This window comes from Aquabacterium sp. G14, from assembly GCF_037482285.1.
Classification (GTDB): domain Bacteria; phylum Pseudomonadota; class Gammaproteobacteria; order Burkholderiales; family Burkholderiaceae_C; genus Aquabacterium.
The window spans coordinates 1-14563 of the sequence record NZ_JBBEYB010000028.1 but is presented as its reverse complement, the minus strand read 5'-3'; the positions used below and the strand labels follow the sequence as shown (position 1 = coordinate 14563).

Sequence of the window (14563 nt, the reverse complement as noted above, 5' to 3'; positions counted from 1 at the left end):
CCTGATTAGAAACCTGCCTCAGCGAGGCTCACCCCATGAGCTTGTGACTCACTAATCTGTGGTCTTCTTACAGTGGGGTGAGCACCATGGCCTTCAACCAGATTCAGTTCCAGCACGGCATGTCGATTCCGGAATTCCTTCGTAGCTTTGGCACCGAGGCACAGTGCGCCGAAGCGATCAAGGCCGCGCGCTGGCCTGAGGGATTTCGCTGTCCGCGCTGCTCCAGCAGTGATCACTATGTGGTCGGCCACGGTGTCCGTAAGCTCTTCCAGTGCAATGGCTGTCGGCATCAGACCTCCCTGACCGCAGGCAGTCTCATGGCACACACCAAACTGCCCCTGACGACCTGGTTCTTGGCCATCTACCTCATCAGTCAGGCCAAAACCGGCCTGTCTGCCCTGGCGCTCAAGCGTCAGCTTGGCGTGAGCTATCCCACTGCCTGGCTGTTGCATCAGAAGATCAACCGGGCCATGGCCTCGCAAGACGCCACCCACCAACTCAGCGGCACGGTGCAACTCGATGACGCTTACCTCGGAGGCGAGCGCACAGGCGGCAAAGTCGGTCGGGGCTCCGAGAACAAGGTCCCCTTTGTCGCGGCTGTCTCGGTCAATGATCACGGGCATCCGATGTTCATCAAGCTCAATGTGGTCAGAGGGTTCACCTCTGAAGCGATCAGCAAGTGGGCCAAGTCCAATCTGGCACCGGGCACCAGCGTGCACAGCGATGGTTTGGCCTGCTTCAGTGCGGTGGCCGATGCCGGTTGCCTTCACCTCCCGATGGTGGTCGGCTCCCTCAAGCCGCGCGACCTGCCCAGCTTCAAGTGGGTCAACACCGTGCTGGGCAATCTCAAGACCACGTTGGCCGGAGCCTTCCATGCCCTGAACTACCGCAAGTACGCCGAGCACTACCTTGCTGGCTTCGCCTACAGGTTCAACCGCCGCTTCGATCTGCGTGGTCTGGTCGCAAGTCTCATCGTCGACGTCGTGAGAGCAAAGCCCATCAAGGAAAAGACGGTCAGGTCGCATGCTGAGGCACGTTTCTAATCAGGAAACGCAATTACGTCACCCGGTCAGGCAGGCGCCTTCGTTTGCTGGGTCCGCGCCACTTGGCCCCATCGCCGACCGCAGGAGGTCGTGATGAATGCGCCCGTGCCCCACTCGTCGCTACAGGTGTTGGCAGACCTGTCGTTGGACGATAAATACACCCAGGAACGCGGCCGTGTGTACATGAGCGGCATCCAGGCGCTGGTGCGTCTGCCCATGCAGCAACACGCGCGCGATGCGCTCGACGGACTTCGCACGGCCGGCTTCATCAGTGGCTACCGCGGCTCCCCCTTGGGCGCGTACGACCAGGCCCTGTGGGCGGCCAAGGCGCACCTGGAACGGCACTACATCGTCTTTCAGCCCGGCGTCAACGAAGAACTGGCAGCGACCGCGGTGTGGGGCAGTCAGCAATTGGACCTGTCACCCAGTGGTCGGCGCTACGACGGCGTCTTTGGCATCTGGTATGGCAAGGGGCCGGGGGTGGATCGCAGTGCCGACGTGTTCAAGCACGCCAACATGGCCGGCACGGCGCGCCACGGCGGTGTGCTGGCCGTGGCGGGCGACGACCACGTGGCCAAAAGCTCCTCGGTCGCTCACCAGAGCGACCACATCTTCAAGGCCTGCGGCCTGCCGGTGTTCTTCCCCAGCAATGTGCAGGAGATTCTGGACCTGGGGCTGCATGGCCTCGCCATGAGCCGATTCTCTGGCCTGTGGGCCGGGCTCAAGACCATCCAGGAGGTGGTGGAGTCGTCCAGCACCGTGTCCGTGGACCCCGATCGCGTGCACATTCACCTTCCGGAAGACTTCGACATGCCGCCCGGCGGCCTGCACATCCGCTGGCCCGACACACCGCTGGAGCAGGAAGCGCGCTTGATGGACCACAAGTGGTATGCCGCGCTGGCCTACATCCGAGCCAACCGCCTCAACCACACCGTGCTGGACAGCCACCACGCGCAACTGGGCCTGATCGCCAGCGGCAAGGCCTACAACGACCTGCGCCAGGCCCTGCACGACCTCGGGCTGGATGATGAAGCCTGCCGCCGCATCGGCCTGCGCGTGCACAAGGTGGCCGTGGTCTGGCCGCTGGAAGCCAGCATCACCCGTGAGTTCGCCACCGGGCTGCGCGAAATCCTCGTCATCGAGGAAAAGCGCCAGATGATCGAGTACCAGCTGAAGGAAGAGCTCTACAACTGGCGCGAGGACGTTCGCCCCAATGTGCTGGGCAAGTTCAACGAACCCGATGGGGATGTGAGCGGCGGCGAATGGTCGCACCCGCATCCGGCTTCACGCTGGCTGCTGCGGGCCAAGGCTGACCTCAACCCGGCCCTCATTGCCAAAGCCGTGGCCCAGCGCATCGACAAACTGGGGCTGTTGCGCGATGCCGACCCCAGCTTGCGTGCCCGCGTGGCCGAGCGCCTGCGCACCATCGAGGCCAAAGAGCAGGCCCTGTCACATTCGCCCACGCAGGTCGACCGCCCACCTTGGTTCTGCAGCGGGTGCCCCCACAACACCTCCACGCGTGTCCCCGAAGGTTCACGGGCGCTGGCTGGCATCGGCTGCCACTACATGGCCATGTGGATGGACCGTGACACGCGCACCTTCTCGCAAATGGGCGGGGAGGGCGTGAGCTGGGTCGGGCAGGCGCCGTTCACCGACGAACCCCACGTGTTCGCCAACTTGGGCGACGGCACCTACTTCCACTCCGGCCTGCTCGCCATCCGCCAGGCCATCGCGGCCAAGGTCAACATCACCTACAAAATCCTCTACAACGACGCCGTGGCGATGACGGGCGGGCAGCCAGTGGATGGCACCCTGAGCGTGGCCGCCATGACGCGGGAACTGGAAGCCGAGGGCGTGCGCCAGATCGTCGTGGTCAGCGACGCCCCTGACAAATACCACGCCGACGCCGAGCTGGCCCCTGGCGTGCAGGTGTACCACCGCGACCGCCTGGACACCGTGCAGAAGACCCTGCGCGAGGTACCCGGTTGCACCGTGCTGATCTATGAGCAGACCTGCGCCACCGAGAAGCGTCGGCGCCGTAAACGCGGCACCGAGTCGGTCTTGGCCCGCCGCGTGGTGATCCATGAAGAAGTCTGCGAAGGCTGTGGCGATTGCGCCGTACAGTCCAACTGCCTGAGCGTGGAGCCGGTGGAAACCGAACTGGGCCGCAAGCGCCGCATCAACCAGAGCAGCTGCAACCAGGACTTCTCGTGTCTCAAGGGCTTGTGCCCCAGCCTCGTTACCGTGGAAGGCGGCCAACTGCGGCGCAAGCAGGCCGCCCAAGCCGTCCCCGATCTGGCCAGCCTGCCACCGCTGACCGAGCCCTTGCTACCCGGTTGCAGCCAGGCCTACGGCATCGTGGTGGCCGGCATCGGTGGCACGGGCGTCATCACCATTGGCCAGTTACTGGGTGTGGCGGCCCACATCGAAGGCAAGGGCGTGGTCACCCAGGAAGCCGCCGGCCTCGCCCAGAAGGGCGGCGCCACCTGGAGCCACGTGCAGATTGCCGAACACCAGCGCGCCATCCACACCACCAAGGTGGGCATGGCCGAGGGCGATCTGGTCCTAGGCTGCGACCCCATTGTGACGGCGCACGAGGCCACCCTGTCTGTCATGCAGCGCGGCCGCACCCGTCTGGCGCTCAACAGCCACGCCACACCTACAGCCGCCGTGTTGCACGATCCGGCATGGGCCTTCCCCTCGGCCCAGTGCGATCAGGTGTTGAGTGAAGCCGTCGGCGCCGAGCAACTGAGGCGCATCGACGCCGTGGCGCTGGCCGAACGCCTGTTGGGGGACGTCATCTACGCCAACCCCTTGCTACTGGGTTTTGCCTGGCAGATGGGCTGGGTGCCCTTGCAGCGCGCCTCCATCGAGCGCGCCCTGACGCTCAACGGCACCCAGGTCGAGCGCAATCTGCAGGCCTTTGCCTGGGGACGGCACGCCGCACATGACCCAGCCGGGGTGTCGCGCTGGGCTGCGCCCACGCAACCCATCCAATGGCTGGGCAAGGCCGCAGGCGGGAGTGCCCAACGGGCCGCAGCGACCTTGGACGAGCTGATCCAAGACCGTCACACACGCCTGGTGGACTACCAGGACCACGCCTACGCGCAGCGCTATCTGGACGTGCTGACCCGGGTGCGTGCAGCCGAACATCCGCTTGGCAGCACGCGTTTCAGTTTGGCAGTGGCGCGCTACCTGTACAAGCTCATGGCCTTCAAGGACGAGTACGAGGTGGCCCGTCTGCTCACATCAGAAGCCTTCCGAAAACGCATTGCCGACCAGTTCGAAGGTGCCTGGACGCTGGTGTTCCACCTGGCCCCGCCCACGTTGAACGCCGAGCTGGACGATGCCGGGCGACCGCGCAAACGGGCCTTTGGCCCAGCATGGCGTGGCGTGTTGCACGGCTTGGCCTGGGCGCGCCGACTGCGCGGCACCTGGCTGGACCCTTTGCGTCACAGTGCCGAACACCGCGAAGCCCGTCAGGTGCTGGACGACTATCTGCACGCCATCGAGCAGATCCTGCCGCGCCTGACGACCGCCAACCTGTCGCTGGCCTGCCAGATCGCCGAGTTGCCCGAGACCATCAAGGGCTACGGCCCGATCCGCACACCCCACGTGGCGGCCGCCCGGCAACAGTGGCAGCGGTGGCTCGCCCAGGGATTTGGCGTACAGCCCGGGGCTTGATCGGTGCAGCGGAATGCGCTGGCCAAAAGTGCCTACACTGGCGCCTGATTTTCGTCTCCCGCCATGCGCATCCACACCATCCGCCAGCGTCTGCGTGACCTGGGCGCCAAACCCATCCACGAGCAGCGCGTGCTGCGCCTGTGGTCTCAGGCCTTGCCGCAAGACAGCGGCCGCCGCCAGCTGCAGGACTTCCTGCCCCAGGAGGTGCGTGAAGCCTTGCCCGCGCTCGTGGCCGAGCTGGAGGGCCTGGCGCGTTTGCGCTCACAACACCCCGGTGACGATGGGTCTGCCCGCCTGCTGGTGGAGCTGACCGACGGTCAGATGGCCGAGAGCGTGCTCCTGCCGCGTGATGGCCTGTGTGTCTCGACCCAAATCGGTTGCGCCGTGGGCTGCGTGTTCTGCATGACGGGCAAGGAGGGCCTGCTGCGTCAAGTCGGCAGCGCCGAAATCGTGGCCCAGGTGGCCCTGGCCCGCACGCTGCGCCCGGTCAAGAAGGTGGTGTTCATGGGCATGGGCGAGCCTTCGCACAACCTGGACAACGTGCTGGAGGCCATCGACCTGCTGGGCACGGTCGGCAACATCGGCCACAAGAACCTGGTGTTCTCCACGGTGGGCGACCCGCGCGCCTTTGAACGCCTGCCGCAAGGGCGCGTCAAGCCAGCCCTGGCCCTGTCTCTGCACTCCACCAAGGCCGATGTGCGCGCCGAGCTGCTGCCGCGCGCGCCCCGCATCACCCCGGAAGAACTGGTGGAGGAGGGCGAGCGCTACGCTCGCGCGACCGGCTATCCCATCCAGTATCAGTGGACCTTGCTGGACGGCATCAACGACACGGAAGAAGAGCTCGACGGCATCGTGCGCCTGCTCAAGGGCAAGTACGCGCTGATGAACATGATCCCGTACAACAGCGTGCCGGAGCTGCCTTACCGCCGCCCCGCCTGGGAGAAAGCAGCGGCGATCGCGCGCAACCTGCACCAACGCGGCATCCTGACCAAGTTGCGCAACTCAGCGGGGCAGGATGTGGATGGGGGATGTGGTCAATTGCGAGCCCGTCACACCGGCGCGACAGGCCGCAAGGTATTGCCCATTCGGGCGGAGGCTCAACGCGAGCAGTCCAAGCCGTAACGGCGCTTCAGCACCGGTGCATCCTGTGGTGCGTGCTTCTTCACCTGGGCACAGGTGATGAACTGGCCGTGCATGGTCTTCTTGAGCTTGTCGGTGTACATCCAGTCCACGATGTCTTCGGGCTGGAAGGTGTAGCTCATGCGGACCTGCATGCGCTTGAGGGTGACGGGCACCGTGGCCACGTAGCCCACATAGCCCTTGTCGGTCTTCTCAAAGGGCTGCAGCCAGATGAACTCCTGCAGCTTGCCTTCCTTGACCAGCACGCGCACCGCCACGTTCTCGTAGCGCTTCTCGTCGCCCGTGGCGCCTACCTTCAGCACCTCACCCGCCGTGGCACGGCCCTTCTTCATCGCCGCCTGAATGTAGGGTGCGCTCGGGTCGATCTCCAACTCCGTGCGAGATTCGGCCTGTGAAGCCGATGCAGACGCTGCGCTCGCGGGCGGTGCCACAGGTTTGCGCGCCTGGCTCCAGGATGCCGAAGCCGTACACAACAGGGCCGAAGCCAGCAAAGTCAGAGAGAGTTGGCGCATGAACACAGACTCAAGCAGTGAAACAACCGGCTCAGTGTAGGAGGGGGGGCAGCCAGCCATGCTAGGGATCATCACCCGGATGAAACACTGCGGCCCGCTGTGAGCCCCTTCATTTGAGGGGCGTCTCACGCGATGCCGGGCGCACCTCTCCTCACACTCAAGGAGCCGACGCAGCCGGCACAGCAGGGGTGGTCACCGGCGCAACCGGGGTTGCGGCAACGGGTTCCGCGTTGGTTCGAGGTGCGGCTTCACTGCCCGATGCACTCACTGCTGCCGCAGCCGGGGTGACGCCACTCGCACTCGGCGCCACGCCACTGGCAACCGACTCGCCCGACAAGACCGGTTCGTCGCCAACGGTCACATCGTCTTCCGCATCGCTGGCCGCGCTGGCCGCCGGTGCAGTCTGCAACACACCGCCCAGCCAGTCATTCACCCGCTTGAGCACATCCGGGTCATGTTCGCCCAATTTCAAGCGTGCATCGATGACCCGGTTGCGAAGCGCCTGCTGGAACACCTCACCCACAATCGGCAGCGCACTCTGTGCACCACGTCCCCAGTAGTCACTGCGCAGCGTGATGCGGTTGTCATTGAAACCCACCCACGCACCTGCCACCAGCTGGCCGTGCATCATGATGAACCAGCCATCTGTGTTGTTCTGCGTCGTACCTGTCTTACCCGCCAAATCAGCCCGAAGGCCATAGCGGGTACGGATGGCCGAACCGGTGCCCCGATCGATCACACCACGCATCACCTCCAGCAGCGTCGCATCCACTTCGGGGGGCAACACCACCTTGGGTTTGGGCATGGCGAACTCGGCCAAGACCTTGCCTTCGCTGTTTTCAATGCGCGTCACAAAGCGTGGGGCAATGTAGCGGCCCCCGTTGGCCATCGTGCCGTACGAAGTCACCATCTCATACAGCGTGACCGGGCTGGTGCCCAGCGACAGCGACAACACTTCTTCAAGGGGGCTCTCGTTCACGCCCATTTTGCGGGCGAGGTCTGCCACCTTGTCAGCGCCCACTTGCTGCATCAATTGGGCCGTGATGATGTTCTTGGAATACACCAAGCCGCCACGCAGCGTGATGTTGCGTCCGCTGGGCGGGCGACTGTCCGTGGGGCGCCATACATCGCCACCTTCGGTTTCAATCTCGATGGCCTTGTCCGGCAAGGTGTCGGTGGGCTTGGCACCCTGCATGAACGCGGCCGCGTATACAAAAGGCTTGAAGGTTGAGCCAGGTTGCCGGCGTGCTTGCTGCACATGGTCAAACTGATCCTGCTTGAAGTCGCGACTGCCCACCCACGCCTTGATCTCGCCCGATTGTGGGTCCAGCGCCATGAAGCCGGCTTGCACTTGCGTCTTCTCGTCTTTCAAGGCTTTCATGAAGTCCGCGTCGCCAGTCAGACGCGCCATGGCCTCCGAATCGGTCTGCCCGCCTTCGCGGGCCCTCTTGTACGCCCCGGACTCGCGCACGAAGGCTTGTACCGTCTCCAGGTCTGTCGACCAAACCGACGAGGGGGCCCAGGCGCTGTCGGCCACTGACTGTAACTGGCGCCCCTGCCGCTGAACCGCCTGCTCGGCCCATTGCTGCAGGCGCGAGTCGATGGTGGTGTGCACCACCAGTCCATCGGCGTAGATGTCGTAGTCGTTCTGGTCAGCCCATTCGATCAGCCACTTACGCAGTTGCTGCATGAAATGGGGCGCCTCGCCTGGGGCCTCGGTCTGCCGCTCGAAGTCCAGACGAAGAGGACGCTTTTTCAAACGATTGAACTCAGCCTCGGTCAGCTCGCCGCGCTTGACCATCTGCGACAGCACCGTGTTGCGCCGCTGCTCCGCTCGCTCCGGGTTGAGCACGGGGTTGTAGTAACTGGTTCCCTTGAGCATGCCGATCAAGGTGGCGCTTTCCAGTACGTCCAGCTTGCGCGCGGGCTTGTCAAAGTAGGTGCGCGCAGCCATTTCGATGCCGAAGGCGTTGTACAGAAATGGCACGGTGTTCAGGTACGTCTCCAGGATCTCATCCTTGGAGTACAGCGCCTCAATCTTGAGCGCCGTGATGGCCTCTTTGAGCTTGCGTGTCAATGTCGGCGCGCGGCCGATTTCTTCCGGGTAAAGATTGCGCGCCAATTGCTGCGTGATCGTGGAGCCCCCCTGACGGTCGCCCCCGAACGTGCTCAGGGCTGCCGACGCCGTGCGGCGCCAATCCAACCCGAAATGATCGTAGAACCGGTGGTCTTCCGTGGCCACCAGCGCCTTGACCAAGTGCGGTGACATCTCATTGAGCTTGACCCACTCCCGGTTTGCCCTCTTGAACACGGCCATCTCATGCCCGTCAGCAGACAGAATGCGCGCCGGCTCGGTGATACGGGCCTTGCGGATGTCGCCAGCACTGGGGGTGAATGGAATCAGCAGAAAAACATACAGCAGGCACAACGCTGGTACGGCGGCCAGTGCCAGTGCAATCCCTTTTCGGGTCGGGTGACGAAGGTGATGAAGCGAGCGGTGCCACAGCGCAAAGGCCAGCGCCTGAATCCGGGCCAGGTTGAATGTCATCGGTGGCTCTCAGTTGGTCAGACGAGAGGCACAGGCGCGCCCAACCAAGCCATGCCGCCCGCGGTGAGAATGGCTGCGGCCAGCCAGGCGCCAATGCGCTTGAGCAAACCGACATCCACCTTGCCGCTCTGCTGGGTGGGGCTGCCGCCAAAGCCAAACACAAAAGCGTGGGCCGGCAAAGCCACCAGTACCAACATTCCCAGAATGGGCCACATGCTGCCCGTGGCACCAGGGTCGGTGAACAACGGCCACAGCAGGGGCCAGGAGAACGCGGACAGGCAGCCTGCGAGTGCTGCAGTGAGCAGGGTGGGGGTGATCTTCATGAGATCGACATGATAGGGCGCCTGCCCACGCTCCGCGTGACCGAAACAGCCCGGACTTTGTCAAATGGGTCGCCCTGTCAGGGAATGCGCACGCGGCAGCGAGCAGGAGGCGGCTCGGGCACCTCATTGCACACATCGAATGCCTCGGGTTTCACACCGCCACGCACGGTGCGGTAAGGCCCGAAACATGCCGCGCTTTCCTCGTAGAGACGCTGCCAAGTGGCGCAATCTGTGCGGTCGTTGGGTACCTGGCTGGGACGCTTGCCCGATGGCTGCGATGAGGTGGTGGCTGGAGCCTGAAGCGCAGCCGAAGAGGCCGCGGAATGAGCTTGGACCCTTGCCTTGTCACGCTGAGCCCGCTCCATTGCCGCGCGTTGATCCTCGGAAGAGGGGGCCGCAGCAGGAGCCTCCACTGGGCGTGCCTTGTCCTTGTATCTTTCAGGGACCACATCGGCATAGTGAACTTTGCCATGCGCGTCGACCCAGCGGTATACCGTGGAGGCAGCCACAACGGAGGCCGACCACAACAGACTGCAGACAACGAGAATGTGAAAACTCGGGCGCATCATCGGCGAAAGACTATGCGAAAACACAGACCGCGACAAGGCTTCGAGCTTGCGTCAGGGAACTGGCGACCTCACTGATCCCCCTGGGCGGATCCGCACTAGTTCTGATGATGACTGACCGACGCGATGCGATCGTCATGGCCGTAGCAGATACGGAGGTAATCCATGTCAATGCCGAAGCCGCTACACATTCCAAGAGGGTAGAGCGCGCAACGTCCTTCCGATCCCCTCTCGCCCTTGCCCAGCATTTGCTCAACCATGGTCCGCCGAGTGCCCGCCACCAGATGATGACGTTGAAGATCTCGGAACATGCCACCCCTCGGACATGACATGTCCAGCGCGCATGCCTTTCCAGAACATTGGCCTGCTTGCTCCCATGCGACCTTGGTGAAAGTTGTTCCCATGAATGGCATTTCATGCAAAACAAATTTGGTGATGCTTTCGCCAAAGAAAACCGCAATGACAATGGTCAGCCAAATGGCGACGAACAGCCATTTGCCCAGTTTGGTGAACGCGTCAAACATTGCTGGCAGGTGTTAGGGGTGGTCCATGGGGTATCGACTTTGAAGGCGTAAGGGATAAGCGCTCTCGAGGCATTCGCTCAGCCACCCAGATATGATGGCTGAAAACCTAATCTTCTGCCGCCTCAACCGGAATGCGGCTGAAGCCATCATTGGGGGGGACGTGCTGAAGTCTGTTGAGCGACTTTGTTCCGACGATCAGTAGGAAGTGAGGAAATTCGTCTGGGCCACCAAAATCATAGAGCGTCACGCCCTTTGGTAAAACACCGGGTTCGGAGTCAACATTGGAATACAGCGTCAGGGCTTGTGTTGTGACAAATCTGTCAGCGCGCAAGATCTGATGATGCTGATAATATCTTCCGCCAGCGAAAGATGCCGCGGAGGATAGAATGACGGCAGCCGCTAACAACGCAGGTTTCATTGGCTTATTTAATGGGTGTGGTGGGCGGTCGCAAGATCATCGGCATCCCAGCTTGGTTGCTCTCGCGTTCAATTGAGATCACTTTTGCATTCACACGTACGCCGTTGCAGAGGAGATGCAACTGCACTTCATTGTCGAATCTTCGCGCTCGATGTTTTGGCTAGGCGTTGCGAGAGCACAGTTGCCAAGCAGGCAGCACTGAACAGCGGTGGAAGAGCAAACCAAAAGAAGGAATTGAACGAGATTGTGGCTTTCTCAAAAGACCCAAGCATTAAGGCTGTGAAGCAATGAGCGACCACACTTGCGATGCAAACGTATAGAACAAGCCGTGGACTTGAGACATTCGGTTGCAGGAGAGCATGAGCTACGCCGTCGCACAGTGCAGCAAGGACGCCATACGGGAAGGAAAATAGCAGGCAGGTTGCAATGAACAGTGGCAGAAATGCCCAACCAAGGGGTTCGTATAGATACGTGCCAGCTGCTACTACGAGCCCCCCGATTGGAGGCCCAATAAGCGTATATAGCGCAACAATTTTCCAGCGGTTCATGCTGACTGGGGCCTCACGAATTAGTTAACTGGCGCCCATAAGGCGTATCCGGAGCGATGGGTCGTATCAGCGTCCATGTTGAACTCACAGTTAGGGATCGCGGAGGCGCGGAAGTCCGCTACTCAGAAGGGTAGAAGACTTTGGCGCTATCAGTCGTTGAAATTGCCAGCCCTTTTTTTGTAAAAGGCGACTAAAGCAATCATGCCAAATCCAAATAGCGCTGTGGCGTTAGGCTCTGGCACCGCTGAGGCGGACACGTTATCGATATATTGGGTCAGCGAACTTGTTGCAGATGCGTATTGCCGCGTAACCAATATTTTGAAAGTATGCGCCCCAGGGGCGACATAGGAAATCGATTCCAAGAGGCCTCTGCTCACTGTGCCAGCGTTAATTTTTCCAACGGTAAAGCTGTCAAGAAGAACGTCATCAAGGAAAAGGGAAAATGTGCCGCCATCCCCGTTATAGCCGCCATAGAGGCTCGGGGCGTTGGCCACGGCGATGTTAGCGTGCAGTAATGTGAGGCCGCCGGAAAACGTTATTGTTTGCTCAATTCCTCCACCCTCAGTGGGGCGAGGGCAGTCGTATCCGGGATAGTTGCATGGCGCTGTCAGATATCCAACGCTTAAGCCAAGAGCCGAAGAGCTCGCGCCGCTTCCTGCTACATCGAAACTGGAGATGCTCGGAAAACCAACCCCTAAAGTCCCATTGGCTGTCGTTAATGTGTTCCAGTTCGATAGAGTGCCCGTTTCGAAATCTCCGTTGTTGATCGATGCTTGGGCATTGCTGATGGCTGAAATGAGAAGCAGTCCGAACGAAATATTCTTAATAGCGCTACGGCTTTGTTTCATAAAGTCTCCGAAATGAATCGTAGCGCTCAGATCCTGGATCGGCTCGAAAGCCTAAGGGGCGGCTGGGAAAGAAACACTACTGAATTTTGATAATAAACCTGATAGCGGGTCAAGCAGGCCCCGCCGTACTTGAAGATACAGTTTGTTATATGGCTGAACAATCCCGCGAACAGGCGCTTTAACTGCAAAAGTAAGGTTGTGGCCTAACGAATGAAAGGGACTTCCCCGTCCCGAGCTAGCCGCGATTTGCGGCAAACGGCATCGAGTGCCACGATGGGGTTGCTCAATCTCATCGAATCACTCGGAAGGGGAAGTCCATGACCATTATTGCTGTCGGCATTGATCTCGCCAAGAATGTTTTTGCCGTTCATGGCGTCAACACAGGGGGTAAGGCTGTACTGGTGCGGCCGGCGGTCAAGCGCGATGCTTTGCTGGAGTTGGTGGCCAAACTGCCGCCTTGCCTGATTGGGATGGAGGCGTGCTCGGGCGCGCATTACTGGGCGCGGGAGTTTGCCAAGTTCGGCCACGATGTGCGGATCATCGCGGCGAAGTTCGTGGCGCCATATCGACTCAGTGGTCGACGCGGCAAGAACGACGCGGCTGACGCCCAGGCGATCTGCGAAGCGGTGCAACGCCCGCACATGCGATTTGTCCCGGTCAAGAGCGAAGACGCACAGGCCCGACTGGCGATTCACCGTGTACGCCAAGGGTTCGTTGAGCAACGCACGGCGACGATCAACCGCATTCGAGGCTTGCTCAGTGAGTACGGTCACATACTCCCTCAGAAAGCCGAAGTGGTGCGCCGCGAAGCGGGGCGATGCCTGGAAGATCTGCCGGGTTGGGCGAACACGGCCATTGGCGATCTGCTCAGTGAAGTCCACCGGCTCGATGAGCGCATTGCGGAGTACGACCGCCATATTGCCGTGATGGCGCAGGCCGATGAGCGCTGCAGACGGCTGATGGGGATGCCCGGCATCGGCGAGAAGACTACGACGGCCCTGATGGCCAGCATTGGCAACGGACACGACTTCAAGTGCGGCCGACAACTGGCCGCCTGGCTGGGTCTGGTGCCGGGGCAATACAGCTCGGGTGGCAAACAGAGGCTGGGCCGCATTACCAAAGCCGGTGACAGTTACCTGCGCACGCTGTTGATCCTGGGTGCGAGATCGGTGGTGGTTGCTGCCAAAAAGAAAACGGACCGACTCAGTCGCTGGGTGACTGAGCTGGTTGAGCGCAGAGGTTATTGGAAAGCTGTGGTGGCTGTGGCGGCAAAGAATGCGCGCATGGCCTGGGCGATGCTCAGCAAAGGCGAAGCGTTCCAGCCGATAGGCTGAACGACGCCAAGGAGAGCAATTAGCCCACCTGATTAGAAACGTGCCTCAGCATGCGACCTGACCGTCTTTTCCTTGATGGGCTTTGCTCTCACGACGTCGACGATGAGACTTGCGACCAGACCACGCAGATCGAAGCGGCGGTTGAACCTGTAGGCGAAGCCAGCAAGGTAGTGCTCGGCGTACTTGCGGTAGTTCAGGGCATGGAAGGCTCCGGCCAACGTGGTCTTGAGATTGCCCAGCACGGTGTTGACCCACTTGAAGCTGGGCAGGTCGCGCGGCTTGAGGGAGCCGACCACCATCGGGAGGTGAAGGCAACCGGCATCGGCCACCGCACTGAAGCAGGCCAAACCATCGCTGTGCACGCTGGTGCCCGGTGCCAGATTGGACTTGGCCCACTTGCTGATCGCTTCAGAGGTGAACCCTCTGACCACATTGAGCTTGATGAACATCGGATGCCCGTGATCATTGACCGAGACAGCCGCGACAAAGGGGACCTTGTTCTCGGAGCCCCGACCGACTTTGCCGCCTGTGCGCTCGCCTCCGAGGTAAGCGTCATCGAGTTGCACCGTGCCGCTGAGTTGGTGGGTGGCGTCTTGCGAGGCCATGGCCCGGTTGATCTTCTGATGCAACAGCCAGGCAGTGGGATAGCTCACGCCAAGCTGACGCTTGAGCGCCAGGGCAGACAGGCCGGTTTTGGCCTGACTGATGAGGTAGATGGCCAAGAACCAGGTCGTCAGGGGCAGTTTGGTGTGTGCCATGAGACTGCCTGCGGTCAGGGAGGTCTGATGCCGACAGCCATTGCACTGGAAGAGCTTACGGACACCGTGGCCGACCACATAGTGATCACTGCTGGAGCAGCGCGGACAGCGAAATCCCTCAGGCCAGCGCGCGGCCTTGATCGCTTCGGCGCACTGTGCCTCGGTGCCAAAGCTACGAAGGAATTCCGGAATCGACATGCCGTGCTGGAACTGAATCTGGTTGAAGGCCATGGTGCTCACCCCACTGTAAGAAGACCACAGATTAGTGAGTCACAAGCTCATGGGGTGAGCCTCGCTGAGGCAGGTTTCTAATCAGG

At 61.5% G+C, this 14563-nt stretch carries 12 protein-coding genes; 4 read left to right on the top strand and 8 right to left on the bottom strand.

Features of this window, described 5'->3' with window-relative positions; genetic code table 11:
* Nucleotides 1–86 precede the first annotated feature (86 nt).
* The 3 genes from WIT60_RS16555 (at nucleotide 87) to WIT60_RS16545 (ending at nucleotide 5849) form a co-directional block, all read left to right on the top strand.
* A complete protein-coding gene (locus WIT60_RS16555) occupies nucleotides 87–1043 on the top strand; it encodes an IS1595 family transposase (RefSeq protein WP_103826989.1) in 957 nt (318 codons plus the stop codon).
* Nucleotides 1044–1136: 93 nt separating this feature from the next.
* Nucleotides 1137–4727, top strand: a complete 3591-nt coding sequence (locus WIT60_RS16550) for an indolepyruvate ferredoxin oxidoreductase family protein (protein ID WP_339584937.1) — start codon at nucleotides 1137–1139, stop codon at nucleotides 4725–4727.
* A 63-nt stretch (nucleotides 4728–4790) separates the two neighbouring features.
* Nucleotides 4791–5849, top strand: coding sequence for an RNA methyltransferase (locus WIT60_RS16545; RefSeq protein WP_339584936.1), 1059 nt, complete (start codon nucleotides 4791–4793; stop codon nucleotides 5847–5849).
* Here WIT60_RS16545 and WIT60_RS16540 read toward each other — a convergent pair.
* The 7 genes from WIT60_RS16540 to WIT60_RS16515 all read right to left on the bottom strand — a co-directional run bounded on the left by WIT60_RS16540 (nucleotide 5825) and on the right by WIT60_RS16515 (nucleotide 12154).
* Entirely contained in the window at nucleotides 5825–6379 is a 555-nt protein-coding gene (locus tag WIT60_RS16540) for a DUF2314 domain-containing protein (protein WP_339584935.1), read from the bottom strand. The genes WIT60_RS16545 and WIT60_RS16540 overlap by 25 nt on opposite strands.
* A 157-nt stretch (nucleotides 6380–6536) precedes the next feature.
* On the bottom strand, nucleotides 6537–8927 hold the full coding sequence (locus tag WIT60_RS16535; RefSeq protein WP_339584934.1) for a penicillin-binding protein 1A: 2391 nt from the start codon (nucleotides 8925–8927) through the stop codon (nucleotides 6537–6539).
* A 17-nt stretch (nucleotides 8928–8944) separates the two neighbouring features.
* Nucleotides 8945–9250 carry a hypothetical protein gene (locus WIT60_RS16530; RefSeq protein WP_339584933.1) on the bottom strand — a complete coding sequence of 102 codons (306 nt, stop codon included), beginning with the start codon at nucleotides 9248–9250 and terminating at the stop codon, nucleotides 8945–8947.
* A 77-nt stretch (nucleotides 9251–9327) separates the two neighbouring features.
* On the bottom strand, nucleotides 9328–9816 hold the full coding sequence (locus WIT60_RS16930) for a DUF4124 domain-containing protein (RefSeq protein WP_445207717.1): 489 nt from the start codon (nucleotides 9814–9816) through the stop codon (nucleotides 9328–9330).
* 98 nt (nucleotides 9817–9914) lie between these two features.
* Nucleotides 9915–10340, bottom strand: coding sequence for a hypothetical protein (locus tag WIT60_RS16525; RefSeq protein ID WP_339584932.1), 426 nt, complete (start codon nucleotides 10338–10340; stop codon nucleotides 9915–9917).
* A gap of 106 nt (nucleotides 10341–10446) precedes the next feature.
* Nucleotides 10447–10758, bottom strand: coding sequence for a hypothetical protein (locus WIT60_RS16520; RefSeq protein WP_339584931.1), 312 nt, complete (start codon nucleotides 10756–10758; stop codon nucleotides 10447–10449).
* Nucleotides 10759–11455: 697 nt separating this feature from the next.
* Nucleotides 11456–12154: a PEP-CTERM sorting domain-containing protein gene (locus WIT60_RS16515; protein WP_339584930.1), complete on the bottom strand. Its 699-nt coding sequence runs from the start codon at nucleotides 12152–12154 to the stop codon at nucleotides 11456–11458.
* A gap of 317 nt (nucleotides 12155–12471) precedes the next feature.
* Here WIT60_RS16515 and WIT60_RS16510 point away from each other — a divergent pair, with 317 nt between their 5' ends.
* A complete protein-coding gene (locus WIT60_RS16510) occupies nucleotides 12472–13488 on the top strand; it encodes an IS110 family RNA-guided transposase (RefSeq protein WP_339584929.1) in 1017 nt (338 codons plus the stop codon).
* 32 nt (nucleotides 13489–13520) lie between these two features.
* Here WIT60_RS16510 and WIT60_RS16505 read toward each other — a convergent pair whose 3' ends face one another.
* On the bottom strand, nucleotides 13521–14477 hold the full coding sequence (locus WIT60_RS16505; protein ID WP_103826989.1) for an IS1595 family transposase: 957 nt from the start codon (nucleotides 14475–14477) through the stop codon (nucleotides 13521–13523).
* Nucleotides 14478–14563 lie beyond the last annotated feature (86 nt).

Excerpts from the sequence above, each read along its gene's own strand:
- WIT60_RS16525 (WP_339584932.1), bottom strand. The coding sequence starts at position 10,340 with ATGTTTGACGCGTTCACCAAACTGGGCAAATGGCTGTTCGTCGCCATT.
- WIT60_RS16505 (WP_103826989.1), bottom strand. The coding sequence starts at position 14,477 with ATGGCCTTCAACCAGATTCAGTTCCAGCACGGCATGTCGATTCCGGAA.
- WIT60_RS16520 (WP_339584931.1), bottom strand. The coding sequence starts at position 10,758 with ATGAAACCTGCGTTGTTAGCGGCTGCCGTCATTCTATCCTCCGCGGCA.
- WIT60_RS16510 (WP_339584929.1), top strand. The coding sequence starts at position 12,472 with ATGACCATTATTGCTGTCGGCATTGATCTCGCCAAGAATGTTTTTGCC.
- WIT60_RS16535 (WP_339584934.1), bottom strand. The coding sequence starts at position 8,927 with ATGACATTCAACCTGGCCCGGATTCAGGCGCTGGCCTTTGCGCTGTGG.
- WIT60_RS16545 (WP_339584936.1), top strand. The coding sequence starts at position 4,791 with ATGCGCATCCACACCATCCGCCAGCGTCTGCGTGACCTGGGCGCCAAA.
- WIT60_RS16530 (WP_339584933.1), bottom strand. The coding sequence starts at position 9,250 with ATGAAGATCACCCCCACCCTGCTCACTGCAGCACTCGCAGGCTGCCTG.
- WIT60_RS16540 (WP_339584935.1), bottom strand. The coding sequence starts at position 6,379 with ATGCGCCAACTCTCTCTGACTTTGCTGGCTTCGGCCCTGTTGTGTACG.
- WIT60_RS16555 (WP_103826989.1), top strand. The coding sequence starts at position 87 with ATGGCCTTCAACCAGATTCAGTTCCAGCACGGCATGTCGATTCCGGAA.
- WIT60_RS16550 (WP_339584937.1), top strand. The coding sequence starts at position 1,137 with ATGAATGCGCCCGTGCCCCACTCGTCGCTACAGGTGTTGGCAGACCTG.
- WIT60_RS16515 (WP_339584930.1), bottom strand. The coding sequence starts at position 12,154 with ATGAAACAAAGCCGTAGCGCTATTAAGAATATTTCGTTCGGACTGCTT.
- WIT60_RS16930 (WP_445207717.1), bottom strand. The coding sequence starts at position 9,816 with ATGCGCCCGAGTTTTCACATTCTCGTTGTCTGCAGTCTGTTGTGGTCG.